The organism is Pseudomonas sp. FSL W5-0203 (assembly GCF_001896155.1).
GTDB lineage: Bacteria > Pseudomonadota > Gammaproteobacteria > Pseudomonadales > Pseudomonadaceae > Aquipseudomonas > Aquipseudomonas paracarnis.
Window position 1 is genome coordinate 1 of sequence record NZ_MPOR01000001.1, and the last position, 16397, is coordinate 16397.

A 16397-nucleotide genomic window follows, 5' to 3' on the forward strand; every position below is an offset into this window, starting at 1 on the left:
GAGGTCATGCAAAATTCCATGGCAATGCGGCATGATGCTCCGGCTTCAATTCAATAACCGTGTTGCACTCAGCTCCTGCAACCGCCCTCTTTAAAAACCTAAAGGCGTCAGCAAAACTAGCCATCAATTGTTGGGTATTGGCTCATGCATTAGAATTGAAAATGCATTCGACAGGTCAATAACTTTTATTGATCCTTGATGATCATTCATTTTAAGAGGTTCGGGCACTCGCTGCGCGAAATTGTTCAGCACTGCAAGCCCCAAACCTTTGGATCATGCCTTTGTCGCTTGAGTATCCGCCAAGACACTTTTTAAATTAAAGCTATTCCTGCAAAGTCTTTCTCATAGCCATAGATTCATCGACTCAATTCTCAGACTTGTCTTTTACAGATGGAAATCTAGAAGACGAAAATCTAACCACCAGAATTGCAAATGCCAATAGAAGCACACCGCCACACACATAGATAATGCCAAGGTCTGGTGCGTTGTGGTGCGAAACATCGCTAATCAAAAGCCTAATCAGTGCCGTCACGCCGATGTAAAGCAAAAAACGCAGAGGCATATGATTTGTTTTAAAATAAATCCCGCTCATTGCTAATAATTCTAAATAAATGAATAGCAACAGAATGTCATCAACGCTTATTTTCTCTTGGCCAAGCATTCCGATGAATGCGCTAATCGCTGCCCAAATCGTAATCAGAGCTATGCCAAACAGAGCGAGGTAGTGGAAAGCCTCGACCACTAAATTCCCAAGCGAATCTGCACCACCATGAAGGCTTTTGCGCAGCTTCTCAACTCCACGTATTTCGCTCATCACTCACACCCCTACCATCAAAGAAAATACCGCGTAGCTGGCCTTAAGCGCGCCAAAGACCAGCAATCATAGGGGTTTCGCCCTTTTTTTGCCCATAAGAAAAAATGTTAGATTCAGATGGGTTGGTCTTGAAGTAAATCCCGACCATGGCGCCCAATTCCAGGTAGATGAACAACAGCAAGATGTCATCGATCTTGATGTGCCCGTTCTCCAGCATCCCCAGAAATTCCATCACCGCCGCCCATGCGGTCACCGCACCAATGGCGAACAGCGCCAGGTAATGGAACGACTCGACAAACAGATTGCCCAGGGACTCGGCTAGCCCGTGCACTTGCTGGCGCAGCCTTTCGGCCCAGTTGATTTTCACGATGATGCTTCCTTAGGTCGATTCGACCGGATAATGCCGGTTGGACGTGACGGTTGTTCTGTATGCAGAAACAAGGCCAGAGGGCAGGCATGAGATGATGACTGGCTAGCATGAGGCACGCAGGAGGATGAGCAGAGTAGATCTTTTGCTCATCCGAAAAACGAAAACTTCAAGGATATCGCTGGCGTGCGTGTAAAACCGAGAGAATCCGAATATTGTCTGTCACTTTGTATACAACCAGATAATTCGGATGTACCACCATCTCTCGTGTTCCGCCGATTCTGCCGGGGCGGTAAAGATGGGGTCTGCGCGAGAGGGCAAGCACTGAAGCTTCGATTGATCGCTTAAGCTCAAGCGCTGCTACAGGATTACGATGACTGAGGTACTCAATAATTTGCCGGAGTTCTACCCGCGCTGCGGGCAGCCATTCAATCAGCATCGCCTTTCTTGAGTTTAGATTCGATCAGCGCTTGCATCTCGGCCATCACCTCGTCGTGAGGAATGCCAGGGCTTGGGTCATCAAGAGCGGCCTGCACTCTCGCGCGAAACCAGCGGTCGTAGCTGTCAGCCTGCTCTTCGATATCTGCTTGGATACCTGAGGAAAAGGAAGTGTCCATAAAAGCCTCCGTTGTTGATGTAAAAGGAGTCTAGTCGCTAGCGTTTTCGCTGTCGTGCTCCCGGCGATGAAGTGAGTAACAGAAAAAATCCGTGTTCACCAATCACTTTTTAGACCGTCCCCACAGGCGTGGGAACGATCAGATCATGGCATCAAGCTGGTGCAATTTGCTCCAGCGCTCGATCGACTAGCAGACCGCCCATTTCAATCAGTTGATGAATCGCCAGGACCAAGCTTCGCTGTGGACCATCAAGGTCGAATGCCAGGGTACTGGCCATCTCACGGGCGCTGTTCAAGGTTTCGCTGGCGTTTGCCAGCAAGGTTTCTGTATCAGCTTCAGGAGTGACACTGAAAAGCACTGACTCGGTAGACGGGGGGGTGGGTGTGTGTTTCTTCATCGACTAGTTCCTTAGTTAAGAAACCATCACCGTCTGCCGCCAAGCAGATTGGGTGACGGATTGCACAAGGTTGGCGGACCGGTAAGGAACAACCCGGCACCCCGAAGGGTCCATGCGCAACCCGCCATAAAAACAAGAGTGCCGTGTAAAAACCCAGCAATCTCATAGGGGGTCGTTGCGCTTCCTTGGTGGGCCGCCAAGCCCGCTCGCTGCAAATGCAGCGCCCGAAGAAGGTAAGCCACCGGACAATTCCAGCGCAACCCCGGCAAGTTGTCAGAAATTTCCGGTGTAGCAAACCCCAATTTCCCAACTACATTAAAAACCTACTACCCAAACCCCAGCGTTTGGCTTATCCTTTTCGCTGTATATAAATACAGTAGTCGCAAAAGACAACTATCGTGAAGGCATGTGAGGTGGTGAATGGCCGTCGAAGTGGTATACCGCAGCAGCCGAGATCTGGAGCGTTTGTTCATGGATAAAGCCGAAGCTGACCGTCATGACAAGATGCTTGAACTCGCTGAGTTGCTGGCAGAGGTGTTGCAAAAAGCCGTGCCGTCGTTGAGCGAGCAGCAGGTGGAGGAAGCCGGGATTTACATGGCGAAGAACCGTGATGTATTTGCCAAGGCGTTCAAGAGCCAACCGGACGCGCTGTCCGAGTTGCTGAACCCGGCAGCAGAGTAAAGCCCGAATTGAACAGGCCCTGAATCATGGATTCAGGGCCTTTTTAATGCCTGGCCTATTTGTACAGCAAGCGTTCGGCCAGTTCATCGGCCACCCGCGCGGGGGAGCGTTTTTCGGCTTGGGCGTGGGCAAAGATTTCGGTCAGGCGGCTGCCGATGTTCGACAGGTGTGCGGTGATGCCAGGCAGGTCGGTGCCGGCGTGTTTGAGGGCGACGTAGATCAGCCCGCCAGAGTTGATCACGTAGTCTGGCGCGTAGAGGATGCCGCGGCCTTCCAATTGGTCGGCGATGTCCAGGTTGGTCAGTTGTGCGCTGGCGGCACCCGCCACGGCGGCGCAACGCAACTGGCCGACGCTGTTACGGTTGAACACGGCGCCGACGCCGCACGGTGCAAGGATATCGCAGGGGGTGCTGAGCAAGGCGTCGTTGGCAATCGGGTGGGCGCCCAGTTGCTCCATGGCCAGTTGCACCTTGCCGTGGTCGATATCGCTGACCAGCAGTTCGGCACCGGCGGCGTGCAATTGTTCGGCCAGGGCATAACCGACATTCCCCAGGCCTTGCACCGCGACGCGCAGGCCCTCGAGGTTGTCGCTGCCCAGGCGCGCCATGGCGGTAGTGCGGATACCGGCAAACACCCCCATGGCAGCATGAGGGGCAGGGTCTCCGGCGGCGGTGGTGCTGGTGACAAAGCGAGTGTTCTGGGCGATGCAGTCCATGTCGGCAACTGAGGTACCGCTGTCGATCGAGGTGATGAAGCGGCCGTCGAGTTTTTCCACACAACGGCCAAACGCCTCGAACAGCGCCGCACGGCTTTCCACGTGCACGGGGCGGATGATCACCGCCGTGCCGCCGCCCACCGGCAGCCCGGCCAGTGCCGCTTTGTAGCTCATGCCTTGCGCCAGGCGCGCGGCATCGGCCACCGCGGTTTCATCATTAGGGTAAGCCAGGTAACGACAGCCACCCAACGCTGGGCCCAGGCGACTGTTGTGGATGGCGATGATCGCCTTCAAGCCGGTCACCGGATCAACGCTCAGGTGCAGCGATTCAAGGCGGGTGCTGTGCATGAGCGCAAACATCAATGAGCTCCCGAATCACTTCTGGTAGTGGGCCAAGTATAGGCTTGCGGCAGAAAACTGCTGGATTGCGCTGGAATAAGCCGCGCGTTTTCGTGGGATCTACGACATAAGAGTTTGGGATATCTCTCAAGATGCTGGACGAAAATTCGCAGCAAGGCTAAAACGGGGGCATACGCCGGAGAACTCAATGAATCCCCGCACAGCCTTTTTCGCCTGCCTGGACCGTTCACCCCTCGCGCTGTTTGAAGCCGCGTTGTGGATTGCTGCCGAGCATGACGCCAGCGTGCAGCCCGCGTTGATCCTGCACGACCTTGGTGCGCTACAACAACAGGTGAGCCTGGGCATGCCCTTGCTACCGGCGGATGAACTCGGCCAGCCGCTACTGCGGCGCATGAATGACCTGGGGTTTGCCCAGGATGACCATACGCCGTTGCGCCCCGCCGCCGCGCTGCTGGACAAAGTGCTGCAACGCAAACGCGGGCAACCCTTGGCCATGGGCCTGATCGCCCTGGAGATGGCACGGCGCCTGGATATCCCCATGGTCGGCGTGAACTTCCCTGGGCACTTCCTGCTGCGGGTACCGGGAGCCGATCACCTGTTGGACCCTTGCGGCGGCCGGCGCCTGTACCCCAACGACTGTCGCGAGTTGCTGGCGCGCCAATATGGGTCGAAGCTGAAATTGCAGGCCGACCACCTGCTGACCGCCGAGCCACGGGCCATCCTGCAACGGCTGTCGCGCAACCTGCGCCAACTCTACCTTGCCAACGACGAACCGTTGGCCGCCCTGGTGGACGCCGAGCGCGTACTGGAACTGGGCAACGCCAGCGCCTCCGACTACCTGGCGCGGGCCAGCCTGTATCAACGCCTGGACTGCCCCAGCGCCGAACGCTTCGACCTGGAACACGCGCTGCTGCTCAGCGACGACCCGATCCAGCGCTTGCGCCTGACCGAGCGGCTGGGGCATCTGCCGCCCAACTCAGTGGTGCACTGACCCCACTGTAGGAGCCCGCACTTGAATAATCAGCAACGCTGCAATCACCGCCGGAATCGCGCAAAAAAAGAAAATCTGCTCGACCGGTATATGCATCGCCAACAACAGGCTGCCAAACAGCGGCCCTAGAATCGACCCGAATCGCCCCACACCCAACGCCCAGCCTGTGCCGGTGGCGCGCACGTGCGCCGGGTAGAAGTTGCTCGCGAAGGCATTGAGGGTCAGTTGCCCGCCGATGATGCAGAACCCGGCAGCGAACACGCAGGCCACCAGGTAGCGTGGGTTGTCGTGGTTCAAGCCCAGCAGGACGGTGCACAACGCTGCCGCCGCCAGCACGCCGGACAGCAACCGTACTTTGCTTTTCAGGCGGTCGGCAAACCAGGCCATGAGAATGGCGCCCAAGGTGCCGGCGAACAGGAACATGGAGGTGACCAGGTTGGCTTCGTTCAACGCCAGGCCGCTTTCGAGCAATAGCGACGGCAACCAACTGATCATGAAATACAGCAGGATCAGGCTGACGAAAAAAGTCGCCCAGATCAGCAGCGTCGGGCGCGCGTAGCCGTTGCGAAACAGCTCCACTACCGTCAGTTTGCTGCCTTGCTCCTTCAAGTTTTCCGCTTCGGTCGCGGGCGGTGGCTGCCAGTCGGGCAGCATCCGCGCCGTGACTCTGCGCAAACGCAGATAGGGCGGCGCATCGCGCAACAGGCGCGGCAAGGATTCGGGCAACAGCCACACCAGGAACGGGAACAGCAGCAACGGCGTCACACCGCCGGCCAGGAACACCGCCTGCCAGCCAAAGCTGTCGATAAACCCCGCCGCCACGAAGCCACCCGCCGCGCCGCCGAACGAAAAGCCACAGGCGGCCAGGGTCACCATCAAGGTGCGCAGGCGTGGCGGCGAATACTCTGACATCAACGCCATGGCACTGGGCATCGCACCGCCCATGCCGATGCCGCAGATAAAACGCGCCGCCATCAACGTGGTCAGGGAATTGGCGAACACCATCAATACCGTGAGGCTGGCGTAGATCAGCACGCATGCCAGCAGGATACGTCGCACGCCAAACCGATCCGCCAGCGGCGTCACCAACAGCGAGCCGAGGGTGAGGCCCAGCAGGTTGGCGCTGAACACGGGGCCAAACGCGGATTTTTCCAGGCCCCAGTCCTGAGCCAGCGCCGGCACTACATAGCCCAACACCTGGGCGTCGTAGCCATCGGTGACCAGTAGCAGTGCCAGCAGCAGGAGAATCAACCATTGGTAGCGCGACACCGGACGGGCGTCGAGTGCCGCACGAAAGCTGGCTATCTGATTGTGCATCGCAAGGTACCTTTATTTTTTATTAGGTTGGCGCGATCAAATGTGGGAGGGGCTTACCCCAATGCCAGTCAGTCAAGCGCGAATCCCCTGTGGGAGCGGGCTTGCCCGCGAAGGCGGTGTGACAGTCACAGCATCTGCCACTGCACTAACGCTTTCGCAGGCAAGCCAGCTCCCACATTTGATCTTCATGGCTGTGAGCATTGCGCTCGCATAACTGAACGGCATTGGGGCTTCCCCCCCCCTCCCACAGGGGGCCTAGGGTGTGTCAGGCTGACTGGCGGGGTGAGCCTGCACGAAGGCCGGATGTTGGGCCGCCAATGCCGCCACCCGCCCAATGCGTGGGTACGCCGCCAAGGGCACCTTGAAACGCTCGGCCGCGTACAGCTGTGGAATTAGAAACGCATCGGCCAAGCCCGGCTGCTCGCCAAAGCAAAACCCGGTGTCGCCAATCAACTGCTCCACCGCGCCCAGGCCCTGGCTGATCCAGTGTCCGATCCACTCCAGCAATTGCGCCTCATCGTGCCCCCACTTGCGCAGCAAGTTCTGGGTGCTGGAGTTATGCAACGGGTGGATATCACAGGCGATGATCGACGCCACCGCCCGCTCATGAGCGCGCGCTACCAGGTCTTTGGAGAGCAACGGCACCTGGGGATAACGCTCCTCCAGGTACTCAATGATCGCCTGTGACTGGATCAGCAACGCCCCTTCATCAGTACGCAGTGCCGGCACCCGCCCTTGGGGGTTGATCGCCAGGTATTCAGGCTGGCGGTTGGCGCCGCCTGCCGGCACCAGCAGGTTGACCGGCAGCGCCGTGAAATCCAGGCCTTTGAGGGCCAGGGCAATACGTACTCGATACGACGCGGTAGAACGGTAGTAAGTATAGAGTTCCATGGCCCTGCCCTCTCAGCGCGCCGCGACCACGGTACCGCGGCATTCGCCGAAGCCGATGGAGGCAAAACCCTCGCGGCTGCAACGGGCACGCAGAATGATTTCGTCGCCATCCTCGAGGAATTTGCGCACCTCGCCGGAAGCCAGTTCAATCGGCTTTTTACCGCCTTCGGTAATCTCCAACAGGCTGCCAAACTGCCCCGGCTGCGGGCCAGACAACGTGCCCGAACCAAACAGGTCGCCGGCCTGCAACTGGCAGCCATTGACGCTGTGGTGCGCCACCATTTGCGCCACGGTCCAGTACATATGCTCGGTGTTGCTCAGGGTCAGGCGATGGGCGGGCAGGTTTTGCTCACGCATCGAGGCCGTGGTGAGCAGCACTTCCAGTTCGATATCAAAGGCGCCCGCGTTCTGATCACGCTTATCCAACAGGTAAGGCAGCGGTTGCGGATCACCTTCAGGGCGCGGCGGCTGGGCTTTGCGGAAGGGCTCCAGGGCTTCGGCAGTCACCACCCACGGCGAGATGCTGGTGATAAAGCTTTTCGACAAGAACGGCCCCAGCGGCTGGTACTCCCAGGCCTGGATATCCCGCGCCGACCAGTCGTTGAGCAGGCAGAAACCGGCGATATGCTCGGCGGCATCGCCAATGGCAATCGCATCGCCCATGGCATTGCCCTGGCCGATCCAGATGCCCAGCTCCAACTCATAGTCCAGGCGCGCGCAGGGGCCAAAGGTCGGTTCGGACTGGCCGGCCGGCAGGGTCTGGCCTTTAGGGCGTCGCACCTCTGTACCCGAGGGACGAATGGTCGAGGCACGGCCATGGTAACCAATCGGCACGTATTTGTAGTTCGGCAACAGCGGGTTATCGGGGCGGAACAACTTGCCGACGTTTTGCGCGTGCTCGATGCCGACGTAGAAGTCGGTGTAGTCATTGATCTTGGCCGGCAGGTGCATCTGGCAATCGGCGGCACGGTGCAGCACGTGCGCTTCGCGGTTTTGCAGCTCGCTGCCTTCGGCCAGTAGTTCCAGCAGGCGCTCGCGCAGGGCAACGCGAGGGCCACGGCCCAGTTCGAAAAACGCGTTCAACTGCCCGCCCGCAGTGGCTTCGACGGCGCGTCGGGCTTCGCCCTCAAACGCGTCCAGTGCGGCATGCAGGTCGAGAATCGCATCGCCAATCGCCACGCCACTGCGCGGTGCCGAGCCATTGATACTGAACACGCCCAGGGGCAAGTTCTGCAGGGGGAACTCCGCGTGACCGTTGGCCGAGGCCACCCAGCTGCGAGTCTGCGTTGGTTGCGTCATGGGTTATCTCCGATTCGGGTTGAAGGTGGCGGGCAGCGCAGCCCAGCACGCGTCGTAAGCAGGTTGCAGTTGCGGGCACTCCAGGGCGAACTGGGTCGGGCGCAGCACTTGGCTGGCCTCGAACATGAACGCCATGGTGTTATCGATCTTGTGCGGCGCAAGGTCCGCGTTGATGGCCTTGGTGCAGGTCTCGCCATCCGGGCCGTGGGCGCTCATGCAACTGTGCAGCGATGCGCCGCCCGGCAGGAAGCCTTCGGCCTTGGCGTCGTAGGCGCCCTGGATCAGGCCCATGTATTCGTTCATCAGGTTGCGATGGAACCACGGCGGCCGGAAGGTGTTCTCGGCCACCATCCAGCGCGGCGGGAAGATCACGAAGTCGAGGTTGGCCAGGCCATGCACGCTGGTGGGCGAGGTCAGCACGGTGAAGATCGACGGGTCCGGATGATCGAAACTCACCGTGCCAATGGTGTTGAAGCGACGCAGGTCGTATTTGTACGGCACATTGTTGCCGTGCCAGGCGACCACGTTGAGCGGTGAATGGTCCAGCTCGCAGGCCCACAGTTCGCCGAGGAACTTCTGTACCAGCGTAGTCGGTTGCTTGAGGTCTTCGTAGCGGGCCACCGGCGTAAGAAAGTCGCGGGGGTTGGCCAGGCCGTTGCTGCCAATCGGCCCCAGGTCAGGCAGACGCAGCGGGGCGCCGTGGTTCTCGGCGACGTAACCGCGTGCTTGCGCATCCAGCAGCTCGATACGGAACTTGAGACCACGGGGCAGCACGACAATTTCCAGCGGCTCGACATCCAGCACGCCCAGTTCGGTGGCGATGCGCAGGCGGCCCTGCTCGGGGACGATCAGCAGTTCGCCGTCGGCATTGAAGAACACGCGCTCCATGGAGCGGTTGGCGCGGTAATTATAGATGCTGATGCCCGCTGGTTTTTCCGCCCCCGAATTGGCGACCATGCCCACCAGGCCGTCGATAAAGTCCGTCGGCTCACTCGGGATATCCAACGGGTTCCAACGCAAGCGATTCGGCGTGACCGCGCCCAACGGGCCACCGGCCAATTGCCGCGCAAGCTTGACGAATGCCGGGTGGTTGGCCGACGGCTGGATGCGGTACAGCCAGGTGCGACGGGCTTCGCTGCGGGCCATGGTGAAGGCGGTGCCGGAAAACAGTTCGGTGTAGAGGCCGTAAGGGGCTTTCTGCGGCGAGTTCTGGCCAACCGGCAGCGCGCCGGGCAAGGCTTCGCTGGCGAATTCATTGCCGAAGCCCGACAGGTATTCGAGGTTCATGGATCGTCCTCTGAGGGTCAGTTGTATTTATCGTAATCCAGTTACGCATAACGTAATTTGATCACTATCGACCGTCAAGCTATAAAGACGCCCATTCATCTCTCGGATTCTCGCCCTTCCATGGAAAAGCCTCGCGACACCGGTAAACAGAAAGTCCGCTCGGCGGAAGTCGGCACCGATATCCTCAAGGCCCTGGCCGAACTGTCCCCGGCCACCTCGTTGTCACGCCTGGCCGAACATGTGCAGATGCCGGCGAGCAAGGTGCACCGCTATTTGCAGGCCCTGATCGCGTCGGGTTTTGCCGAACAGAACGCAGCCACCAACCATTACGGCCTGGGCCGAGAGGCATTGCGAGTGGGGCTGGCGGCGCTGGGCAGCATGGATGTGTTGAAAGTCGGCGCCATGCCCCTGGCAGAGCTGCGCGATGAATTGAATGAAACCTGCTTTCTGGCGGTGTGGGGCAACCAGGGCGCGACCGTGGTGCAGATCGAGCCGGCAGTGCGCGCCGTTACCGTGGTGACGCAACTGGGCTCAGTGTTGCCGCTGCTCAGCTCTTCCACCGGGCTGGTGTTCAGCGCTTATCTGCCGTCACGGGAAACTGTAGAATTGCGCGAACGCGAGGTTCAGGCCGGCACCGCCCACAGCTTGGCGGACGATCAGGCCTATGCCAGCGTGTGCGAGCAAATCCGCCGCCGTGGCCTGCACTTTGTGCATGGCTTGCTGATGCCCGGCGTGGATGCATTGTCGGCGCCGGTGTTCAATGCGGTCGGGCACGTGGCGGCGGTGATGACCGTGGTCGGCCCAACCTCGCTGTTCCATGCCGATGAAGATGGCCCGGCGGCGCAGCACTTGCTGGCGGCGACCCGGGCCGTGAGTTGGCGCATGGGCTATCAGCCCTGAATCACTCGTCGCTGCGCGCCAGCGCCACTGCCACGTGATCCTCGAGCGCCTTGACCTGGGCGCCGGCCACCACGTAGTTGTTGGTCAGCATCGAAAACACCAGCTTGCGCCCGCCGGCGTCGGTGATGTAACCACTCAATGACGACACGCCGCCCATGGAGCCGGTCTTGGCGTGCAGGTTGTTTTGCGCCTGCGTGTCGCGCAGACGATAGCGCAGGCTGCCGCCGGTCATGCGGTCGGTGTTGCCGGCAATCGGCAGCGCGTTGTACCAGGCGTCGAACCACGGCTGTTTGCTGGCGGCCAGCAACAGGTCGGTGAGGGTTTGCGACGACACCAGGTTGCGCCGTGACAGGCCGGAGCCGTCGACCTGGTTGAACGTGGCGGTGTCCAGCCCCTGACGCTTAAGGAACCCGGCCACCGCCACAGCGCCCGCCGCTGCCGTGCCGCTATTGGCGGTCTGGCGCCCCATGGCCTTGAGCAAGGCTTCGGACATGTTGTTGTTCGAAAGCTTGAGCAACGGCGTGATCAAATCCTGTAACGGCGCCGATTGGTGCTCGGCCAGCACCGTTACCGCCGTCGGGCTTGCCCCGCCCATCACCCGACGCCCCAGTACGGTGATGCCCTGTTGCGCCAAGGCTTGTTCAAACAGATTCGCGACCAGTTGCGTTGGCTCCCAGACGCTGACCAATTGCTGGCTCTGCTTTCCCGGCGCCACTGCGCCACTGAGTTGCAACAGGTTGGTGCCATGGCGACGGTTGATCCCATAACTGTTGCCCGGACCGCTCATGGCACGGTTGCTCAGTTGCAGGTAATCAGTAGGCGGGAAAATATCGACACTCACCGGGGTGCCGGCCCGTAACGGCGCCTTGGCCGTGACCAGCACACTGCCTGCATCAAAGTCCGCATTGGGTGCCACAGTCAGCGCCGAAATCTGCGCGCCGTAGTAGGTGGTTTCATCGTCATGGGACCAATCCACCCCCAATCGCTCAGCATCGAACCAGGTGTCGTCGAACACCAGATCGCCCTGTACCTGGCGTACGCCCTGGCTGGCCAACTGCGCGGCCAGCGCCTGGTAGTCGGCAAACTGAATGCTCGGGTCGCCCAGGCCACGCAGGTACAGGTTGCCGGTCAGGCGGTCGCCCTGGCGTATGCCGTTGCTCAGCAGTTGGGTGGCGAAGCGGTATTGCGGCCCCAGCACATCCATGGCCGCCGCCGTGGTCAACAACTTGAGGTTGGACGCGGGCACCAACCGGGTGCGTGGGTTGTGCTGATACAGCGTGGAGCCCGTGCGGGCGTCACGTACCATCAGCGAGACCGTAGCACCTTGCAGCGCCGGATCGCTCAGCAGTTTATCCAGGGTTGCCGGCGTGGAAGTTTGGGAGACGCTGGCGCAGCCGCCCAGTAAAAAACTCAAACCGACCAGCAGGGTGCCGGTGCGTAACCATTTTCCAAAGTACATCAGTCGCGTTTTCCATAAGCATGCAATGGCGGCAACGCTAACAGCTCGCTATCAATGTGGCGACCGCTTTCCTGTGGGAGCTGGCTTGCCTGCGATGCAGACAACTCGGTGTATCAGGCAAACCCGGTCGATGCCATCGCAGGCAAGCCAGCTCCCACAGATAAATGAATCAGAAGGTCAAGGTGCTGGACACCGACACCTGCCGCGCATCGCCCATGGACACAAACTGCGTATTCACCGAGGACGTGTAGTAGGTACGGTCGAACAGGTTTTTCACGTTGAGCTGGAACTTGACCTTCTGCCCCTCAAGCTTGGTGTCGTAGCTGGCGAACACATCAGCCACGGTGTAGCTGGGCAGTTCGAAACTGTTGGCTGCGTCCCCTGCCCGCTCGCCGACATAACGCGCCCCGGCGCCGACGCGCAGTTGATCACCGCCCAGGATGCTGCCGAAGTCATACACCGCCGACAACGAGCCGGTGCTTTTTGCCACATTCTGCAGGCGATTGCCTTTGAGCTTGGGGTCTTCGGTGACCTCGGCATCGGTGTAGGCATAGCTGCCGATCAGGCTCCACTTATCCGTCAGCTGGCCGCTGGCATCCAACTCCAGGCCGCGAGAGCGCACCTTGCCGGCCACGCTGTACTCCGAGGTCAGGCCCTCGCCTACCTGCACCAACACGTTGCGTTTATCGATGGTGAACAGCGCCGCACTGGCAGTGATGCGCCCCGGCAGGTCGAACTTGGTACCCAATTCCCAGGCCTTGGATTCTTCCGGCTGCAAACTGCCGTTCAACACGGTTTTATTGGCCAGTGGCGCGATGGTGGAGTTGGGCTTGAACGACTCGGTATAGCTGCCATAAAACGACAGTTCATCGCTATAGCGATACACCAGCCCAGCCCGCGGCACCCACTTCTGGCCATTGCCGTCGGTGTTGGCGGTGAACGGCACGCCTTTGCCGGCGTATTGGTCGTACATCTGGTAACGCGCACCGCCGACCAGAATCCATTGCTCGTTGAGATGGATGGCATCCTGGAAGAACAACGAATCGCTGCGCAGCAGATCGGTCTGGTTGCTGTCCGGCGCGCTGACTTTGGAACCGGCGACTTCGTTGCCGTACACCGGGTTGTTGTAATCGAAGCTGCCTCGCGGTGCCTGGCGGATCAGGTCGGCGCGGTAGATCTTGCGGTATTCATCGTCCAGGCCAAATACCAGGTCGTGCTGCATACCCGCAACATCGACCTTGCCTTCGAGGCTGGCGGTGGCGAAGCGGTCGGTGGTCAGTGCGCCCTGAGTGCCGTCCATGCTGCGGGTCAGGGTGCCGTTGGGGTTGACCTTGACCACGCGCACCTGGCTGGCGTCGTAGGTTTCGCGGTTCCAGCTGTAGCCGAAGTGGGCTTTCCAGTCGTCGTTGAGATCATGATCGACAGTCAAGCGGTACAGATCGGAGCGGCCTTCCATGTTGTTGAAAGGCTCATCCAGACGGCGGGTGGCGGGGATGTTCAACGGATGGTTGGTCTTGGGGTCGATGGCGGTGCCACGGTCAAACGGCGCGAGAAATTCGCGATGCTCATAGGCTAGCACCACTTGGGTGGTGTCGCCGTACCAGGCCAGGGACGGCGCCACCAGGGTCTCGCGGTGGGTGCCGTAGTTGCGCCAGTAGTCTTCGTCTTCATGGTCGACGATCAGGCGATAGGCCAAGCCACTGTCACCGAGGGGGCCGGTGGTATCGAGGTTGCCGCCGCTGCCATTCTTGCCGCTGCCGAAGGTCGAGCCGCGCGCTGTCAGGGAGGTGGACTGCACCCGTTCAGGCTTTTTGCTGACGATATTGACCACACCGCCCGGGTCCTGGATGCCATACAACAGCGATGACGGGCCCTTGAGCACTTCGACACGCTCGGCGGTAGCGTTCAATGCCCGGCCCTGCACCACTGGCATACCGTCCTTCATGATCGAGCCATTACGGTTGTCGCCGAAGCCGCGCAACATCACCGCATCCTGGGTGCTGCCCAGGGTATTGGACTGAGTGATGCCGCTGATATTGCCCAGCGCATCATCCAGGTTGCGCGGTTGTTGGTCGCGCAGCACTTGAGCCGGGACTACGTTGACGGTCTGCGGGGCTTCCAGCAGCAACCCATGGGAGCGCATCACCGAACTGGTCGGCGGCGGTTGGTAGCTGGTGCTGTCCTGAGCGAGGTTGGTGCCGCTGATGGTAGTAGCGCCGAGGTTGACCGCGCCATCGGTAGGCACCGGCTCCAGCGCCAGGGTTCGGGCGTCGATCTGGCGGAAGGTGAAGCCGGACTGGCTCAACAGACGTTGCAGCGCCTGGCTTGCAGTCATCGGCCCGCTGACCGCCGGGGCATTGAGGCCGTAGGGCGCTTCATCGGTGTAGATCACGCTGATACCGGTGATCCGGCTGAACTCGCTCAGCGCCTGAGGCAATGGCTTGGCCGCCAGGGCAAACTTGAATTGAGTGCTTTGCTGCTCCTGCGCCTGGGCAATGCCAAGCGGCAACAACGCCAGCCCCGATACCGCTAATGCCGAGGCTCCCAGCCACTGTTTGATCCAACCGCCCGCCGTCGACTTCATGCTGTGAGAATCCGTGTAAAAAACGCTGTTAATGCGAATTGATCGCAGTTTCAAGCATTACACGGATGGGCCGAGGGTTTACCTCACCTTTTTTATGCAAATAACTTTTTTAGCCGCCCTCGCGTACTCAGGAGGCGTTGGTGGGGGAGCCACTTGCCGCCAGGCACTCCTTGGCGCTCTTTTTCAACTTCTTGATCAAGCGTTCCTGACGCAACGCTTCGCCTTTGCTCGCGCATTGCTCGGTGTACACCAGCGCCACCGCAGGGCTGGAGAGGAAAAAACGCGCCCCCTTACCGCTCTGGTGCTTGGCAAACCGGCGCAAAGGGTCGTTGCTGATGCCGCAATACAACGAACCATTGGCGGCGCGCACCAGATAGACAAACCAGGGTTTTTTTGGTTCAGGAGTATTCACAAGTTGATTCGGTTAACGCAAGGGAGCGCCCAGTCTATCAACGCCCGCTCTGAAATACCTTCAGGCCTTTATTGGCCTGCGCGCGCACGGCGTTTTTCACCAGCGGCGTCCACCCCAGCAACAGGCCCTTGGCACCCAAGGCCTGGCGCGACCAACGCCACAGGTCAAAATGGTCGTGATGCTCGCAGATCTTGCCGTCGCGAAACACGAACCGCGCCTGGATATCGTTGACCACCGTATTGCCCGTCGCACTGAACAGATACGTCGCCACCCAGTGGGCACTGCCACCCGTGTCATCGCTGCGCACTTGATCGAACACCAGGGAAAAGTCCTTGGCTCGCGTGGTGAGCATGCGCCACATGTCGCCGGCATCCCGACCGCGCAATTCGCCAAATGCCGGGTCGCTGAACAGCACATCGTCGGTGTAGCAGGCCGCCATGGCTTCGGCATCCAGCCGCTGGAAAGCGCTATAGAACTGGGTGATCAGGGCGTTGTGGGCATCACTCATGGGCAGGTTCCGCACAATGAACAGGGGGCTGAACAATAGTCCGCGTTACAGCATAAAGCTATGGCTTTACCCGTAAGGAATGCGTGATGCCCCACAGCGTTAAAGGTAGACGACGTCGAGCGTAGCGCTACCGTCTATGTAAACTTCCTCGGCAATCGGCAAATCCCTCTTGCCCGTCAGGGTCGTGGCAACGCCCACTTGCGCACTGAATCTGGTCATTGGAAAAGGCGCACTACTGCTGTCGTGGGCGGTACGCATCCAGCCTGGCTGCCACGTCGAACGGTCGGGTGCATTCACCCAGGTATTACCAGTCGGGGACTCGATTAAACCAACAGGGTTATCGTCGGCGGTAGCGTTAGACGTTGACAGTTCGTACCAACCGATTTTCTTCCCGGCGCTGGTCAGGCCCAGACCAAAACGTGAAAGGTCTTGCGGCTGAGTTGGATACGTGGGAATTGCAGTGCCCGGGCGATTATCCGTGCTCTTGACGGCCATCAGCACCGGCGCATCACAGGCCACCTCGAGCTGCAGCGTGGCCTTTGGAAGTACTTTATAGCCAAACTCCGGGAAGTCCTGAATCGAGATTTTGCCATGGTCCACGACCCCATCACCGGACAATGTGGGTGTACAGGCGGAGGGCGTGATCACACCGACGACACTGAGGTCCACACTGGAGGCGGCCATTGCATTGGAAACACCGGCCAGCACAAACGCGGCGGTAATAAGTACACGAGAGGGATGCATATAAGCGCTCACTTGCGGTCGTTCAACTACACAGGACAAAAGGCACCTGCACGT

Annotated in this window: 17 protein-coding genes and 1 pseudogene; 3 read left to right on the top strand and 15 right to left on the bottom strand. The window is 59.8% G+C overall.

What is annotated here, in order from left to right:
* Positions 1-364: 364 nt before the first annotated feature.
* The 5 genes and pseudogenes from BOP96_RS00005 to BOP96_RS00025 all read right to left on the bottom strand — a co-directional run bounded on the left by BOP96_RS00005 (position 365) and on the right by BOP96_RS00025 (position 2195).
* On the bottom strand, positions 365-814 hold the full coding sequence (locus BOP96_RS00005) for a phosphate-starvation-inducible protein PsiE (RefSeq protein ID WP_073451568.1): 450 nt from the start codon (positions 812-814) through the stop codon (positions 365-367).
* A gap of 121 nt (positions 815-935) precedes the next feature.
* Positions 936-1181: pseudogene (locus BOP96_RS00010) on the bottom strand (phosphate-starvation-inducible PsiE family protein); the annotation flags it as partial.
* Between the two features lie 169 nt (positions 1182-1350).
* Positions 1351-1620, bottom strand: coding sequence for a type II toxin-antitoxin system RelE/ParE family toxin (locus BOP96_RS00015; RefSeq protein WP_014717051.1), 270 nt, complete (start codon positions 1618-1620; stop codon positions 1351-1353).
* Positions 1610-1798 carry a type II toxin-antitoxin system RelB family antitoxin gene (gene relB, locus BOP96_RS00020; protein ID WP_014717050.1) on the bottom strand — a complete coding sequence of 63 codons (189 nt, stop codon included), beginning with the start codon at positions 1796-1798 and terminating at the stop codon, positions 1610-1612. The genes BOP96_RS00015 and relB overlap by 11 nt, the downstream gene beginning before the upstream one ends.
* 151 nt (positions 1799-1949) lie before the next feature.
* Entirely contained in the window at positions 1950-2195 is a 246-nt protein-coding gene (locus tag BOP96_RS00025) for a DUF6124 family protein (protein ID WP_014717049.1), read from the bottom strand.
* Between the two features lie 420 nt (positions 2196-2615).
* Here BOP96_RS00025 and BOP96_RS00030 point away from each other — a divergent pair, with 420 nt between their 5' ends.
* The gene (locus BOP96_RS00030) at positions 2616-2876 is read left to right on the top strand and encodes a YebG family protein (protein WP_003188807.1); all 261 of its coding nucleotides are present in this window, start codon (positions 2616-2618) and stop codon (positions 2874-2876) included.
* A gap of 55 nt (positions 2877-2931) precedes the next feature.
* Here the strand turns inward: BOP96_RS00030 and BOP96_RS00035 are convergent, their stop codons facing one another.
* Positions 2932-3951 carry a Glu/Leu/Phe/Val dehydrogenase family protein gene (locus BOP96_RS00035; protein ID WP_014717048.1) on the bottom strand — a complete coding sequence of 340 codons (1020 nt, stop codon included), beginning with the start codon at positions 3949-3951 and terminating at the stop codon, positions 2932-2934.
* Positions 3952-4138: 187 nt separating this feature from the next.
* On the opposite strand from BOP96_RS00035, the gene BOP96_RS00040 reads away from it, so the two are divergent.
* Positions 4139-4942 carry a SirB1 family protein gene (locus BOP96_RS00040; protein ID WP_014717047.1) on the top strand — a complete coding sequence of 268 codons (804 nt, stop codon included), beginning with the start codon at positions 4139-4141 and terminating at the stop codon, positions 4940-4942.
* Here the strand turns inward: BOP96_RS00040 and BOP96_RS00045 are convergent.
* The 4 genes from BOP96_RS00045 to hmgA form a co-directional block, all read right to left on the bottom strand.
* Positions 4928-6259: an MFS transporter gene (locus BOP96_RS00045; RefSeq protein ID WP_014717046.1), complete on the bottom strand. Its 1332-nt coding sequence runs from the start codon at positions 6257-6259 to the stop codon at positions 4928-4930. The genes BOP96_RS00040 and BOP96_RS00045 overlap by 15 nt on opposite strands.
* 255 nt (positions 6260-6514) lie before the next feature.
* A complete protein-coding gene (gene maiA, locus BOP96_RS00050) occupies positions 6515-7150 on the bottom strand; it encodes a maleylacetoacetate isomerase (protein ID WP_032903326.1) in 636 nt (211 codons plus the stop codon).
* 12 nt (positions 7151-7162) lie between these two features.
* A complete protein-coding gene (gene fahA, locus BOP96_RS00055) occupies positions 7163-8449 on the bottom strand; it encodes a fumarylacetoacetase (RefSeq protein ID WP_073451573.1) in 1287 nt (428 codons plus the stop codon).
* A 3-nt stretch (positions 8450-8452) separates the two neighbouring features.
* A complete protein-coding gene (hmgA, locus tag BOP96_RS00060) occupies positions 8453-9736 on the bottom strand; it encodes a homogentisate 1,2-dioxygenase (protein WP_073451575.1) in 1284 nt (427 codons plus the stop codon).
* A 120-nt stretch (positions 9737-9856) separates the two neighbouring features.
* On the opposite strand from hmgA, the gene BOP96_RS00065 reads away from it, so the two are divergent.
* Complete coding sequence (locus tag BOP96_RS00065) at positions 9857-10636, top strand: IclR family transcriptional regulator (RefSeq protein WP_014717042.1); 780 nt, start codon at positions 9857-9859, stop codon at positions 10634-10636.
* 1 nt (position 10637) lies between these two features.
* Here BOP96_RS00065 and dacB read toward each other — a convergent pair whose 3' ends face one another.
* From dacB to BOP96_RS00090, 5 genes are all read right to left on the bottom strand, one after another.
* The gene (gene dacB / locus BOP96_RS00070; RefSeq protein WP_038449010.1) at positions 10638-12095 is read right to left on the bottom strand and encodes a D-alanyl-D-alanine carboxypeptidase/D-alanyl-D-alanine endopeptidase; all 1458 of its coding nucleotides are present in this window, start codon (positions 12093-12095) and stop codon (positions 10638-10640) included.
* A 169-nt stretch (positions 12096-12264) separates the two neighbouring features.
* A complete protein-coding gene (locus BOP96_RS00075; RefSeq protein WP_038449008.1) occupies positions 12265-14679 on the bottom strand; it encodes a TonB-dependent siderophore receptor in 2415 nt (804 codons plus the stop codon).
* A gap of 127 nt (positions 14680-14806) precedes the next feature.
* Positions 14807-15091, bottom strand: a complete 285-nt coding sequence (locus BOP96_RS00080) for a GIY-YIG nuclease family protein (RefSeq protein ID WP_073451577.1) — start codon at positions 15089-15091, stop codon at positions 14807-14809.
* A gap of 37 nt (positions 15092-15128) precedes the next feature.
* Positions 15129-15599: a nuclear transport factor 2 family protein gene (locus BOP96_RS00085; protein WP_020301224.1), complete on the bottom strand. Its 471-nt coding sequence runs from the start codon at positions 15597-15599 to the stop codon at positions 15129-15131.
* Between the two features lie 99 nt (positions 15600-15698).
* Positions 15699-16343 (bottom strand): DUF1120 domain-containing protein, encoded by a 645-nt coding sequence (locus tag BOP96_RS00090; protein WP_014717037.1) that lies wholly within the window; start codon positions 16341-16343, stop codon positions 15699-15701.
* Positions 16344-16397: the final 54 nt, after the last annotated feature.

What these genes read in the sequence shown, in the direction of transcription:
- BOP96_RS00005 (WP_073451568.1), bottom strand. Translation starts at nt 814, where the DNA reads ATGAGCGAAATACGTGGAGTTGAGAAGCTGCGCAAAAGCCTTCATGGT.
- BOP96_RS00015 (WP_014717051.1), bottom strand. Translation starts at nt 1,620, where the DNA reads ATGCTGATTGAATGGCTGCCCGCAGCGCGGGTAGAACTCCGGCAAATT.
- relB (WP_014717050.1), bottom strand. Translation starts at nt 1,798, where the DNA reads ATGGACACTTCCTTTTCCTCAGGTATCCAAGCAGATATCGAAGAGCAG.
- BOP96_RS00025 (WP_014717049.1), bottom strand. Translation starts at nt 2,195, where the DNA reads ATGAAGAAACACACACCCACCCCCCCGTCTACCGAGTCAGTGCTTTTC.
- BOP96_RS00030 (WP_003188807.1), top strand. Translation starts at nt 2,616, where the DNA reads ATGGCCGTCGAAGTGGTATACCGCAGCAGCCGAGATCTGGAGCGTTTG.
- BOP96_RS00035 (WP_014717048.1), bottom strand. Translation starts at nt 3,951, where the DNA reads ATGTTTGCGCTCATGCACAGCACCCGCCTTGAATCGCTGCACCTGAGC.
- BOP96_RS00040 (WP_014717047.1), top strand. Translation starts at nt 4,139, where the DNA reads ATGAATCCCCGCACAGCCTTTTTCGCCTGCCTGGACCGTTCACCCCTC.
- BOP96_RS00045 (WP_014717046.1), bottom strand. Translation starts at nt 6,259, where the DNA reads ATGCACAATCAGATAGCCAGCTTTCGTGCGGCACTCGACGCCCGTCCG.
- maiA (WP_032903326.1), bottom strand. Translation starts at nt 7,150, where the DNA reads ATGGAACTCTATACTTACTACCGTTCTACCGCGTCGTATCGAGTACGT.
- fahA (WP_073451573.1), bottom strand. Translation starts at nt 8,449, where the DNA reads ATGACGCAACCAACGCAGACTCGCAGCTGGGTGGCCTCGGCCAACGGT.
- hmgA (WP_073451575.1), bottom strand. Translation starts at nt 9,736, where the DNA reads ATGAACCTCGAATACCTGTCGGGCTTCGGCAATGAATTCGCCAGCGAA.
- BOP96_RS00065 (WP_014717042.1), top strand. Translation starts at nt 9,857, where the DNA reads ATGGAAAAGCCTCGCGACACCGGTAAACAGAAAGTCCGCTCGGCGGAA.
- dacB (WP_038449010.1), bottom strand. Translation starts at nt 12,095, where the DNA reads ATGTACTTTGGAAAATGGTTACGCACCGGCACCCTGCTGGTCGGTTTG.
- BOP96_RS00075 (WP_038449008.1), bottom strand. Translation starts at nt 14,679, where the DNA reads ATGAAGTCGACGGCGGGCGGTTGGATCAAACAGTGGCTGGGAGCCTCG.
- BOP96_RS00085 (WP_020301224.1), bottom strand. Translation starts at nt 15,599, where the DNA reads ATGAGTGATGCCCACAACGCCCTGATCACCCAGTTCTATAGCGCTTTC.
- BOP96_RS00090 (WP_014717037.1), bottom strand. Translation starts at nt 16,343, where the DNA reads ATGCATCCCTCTCGTGTACTTATTACCGCCGCGTTTGTGCTGGCCGGT.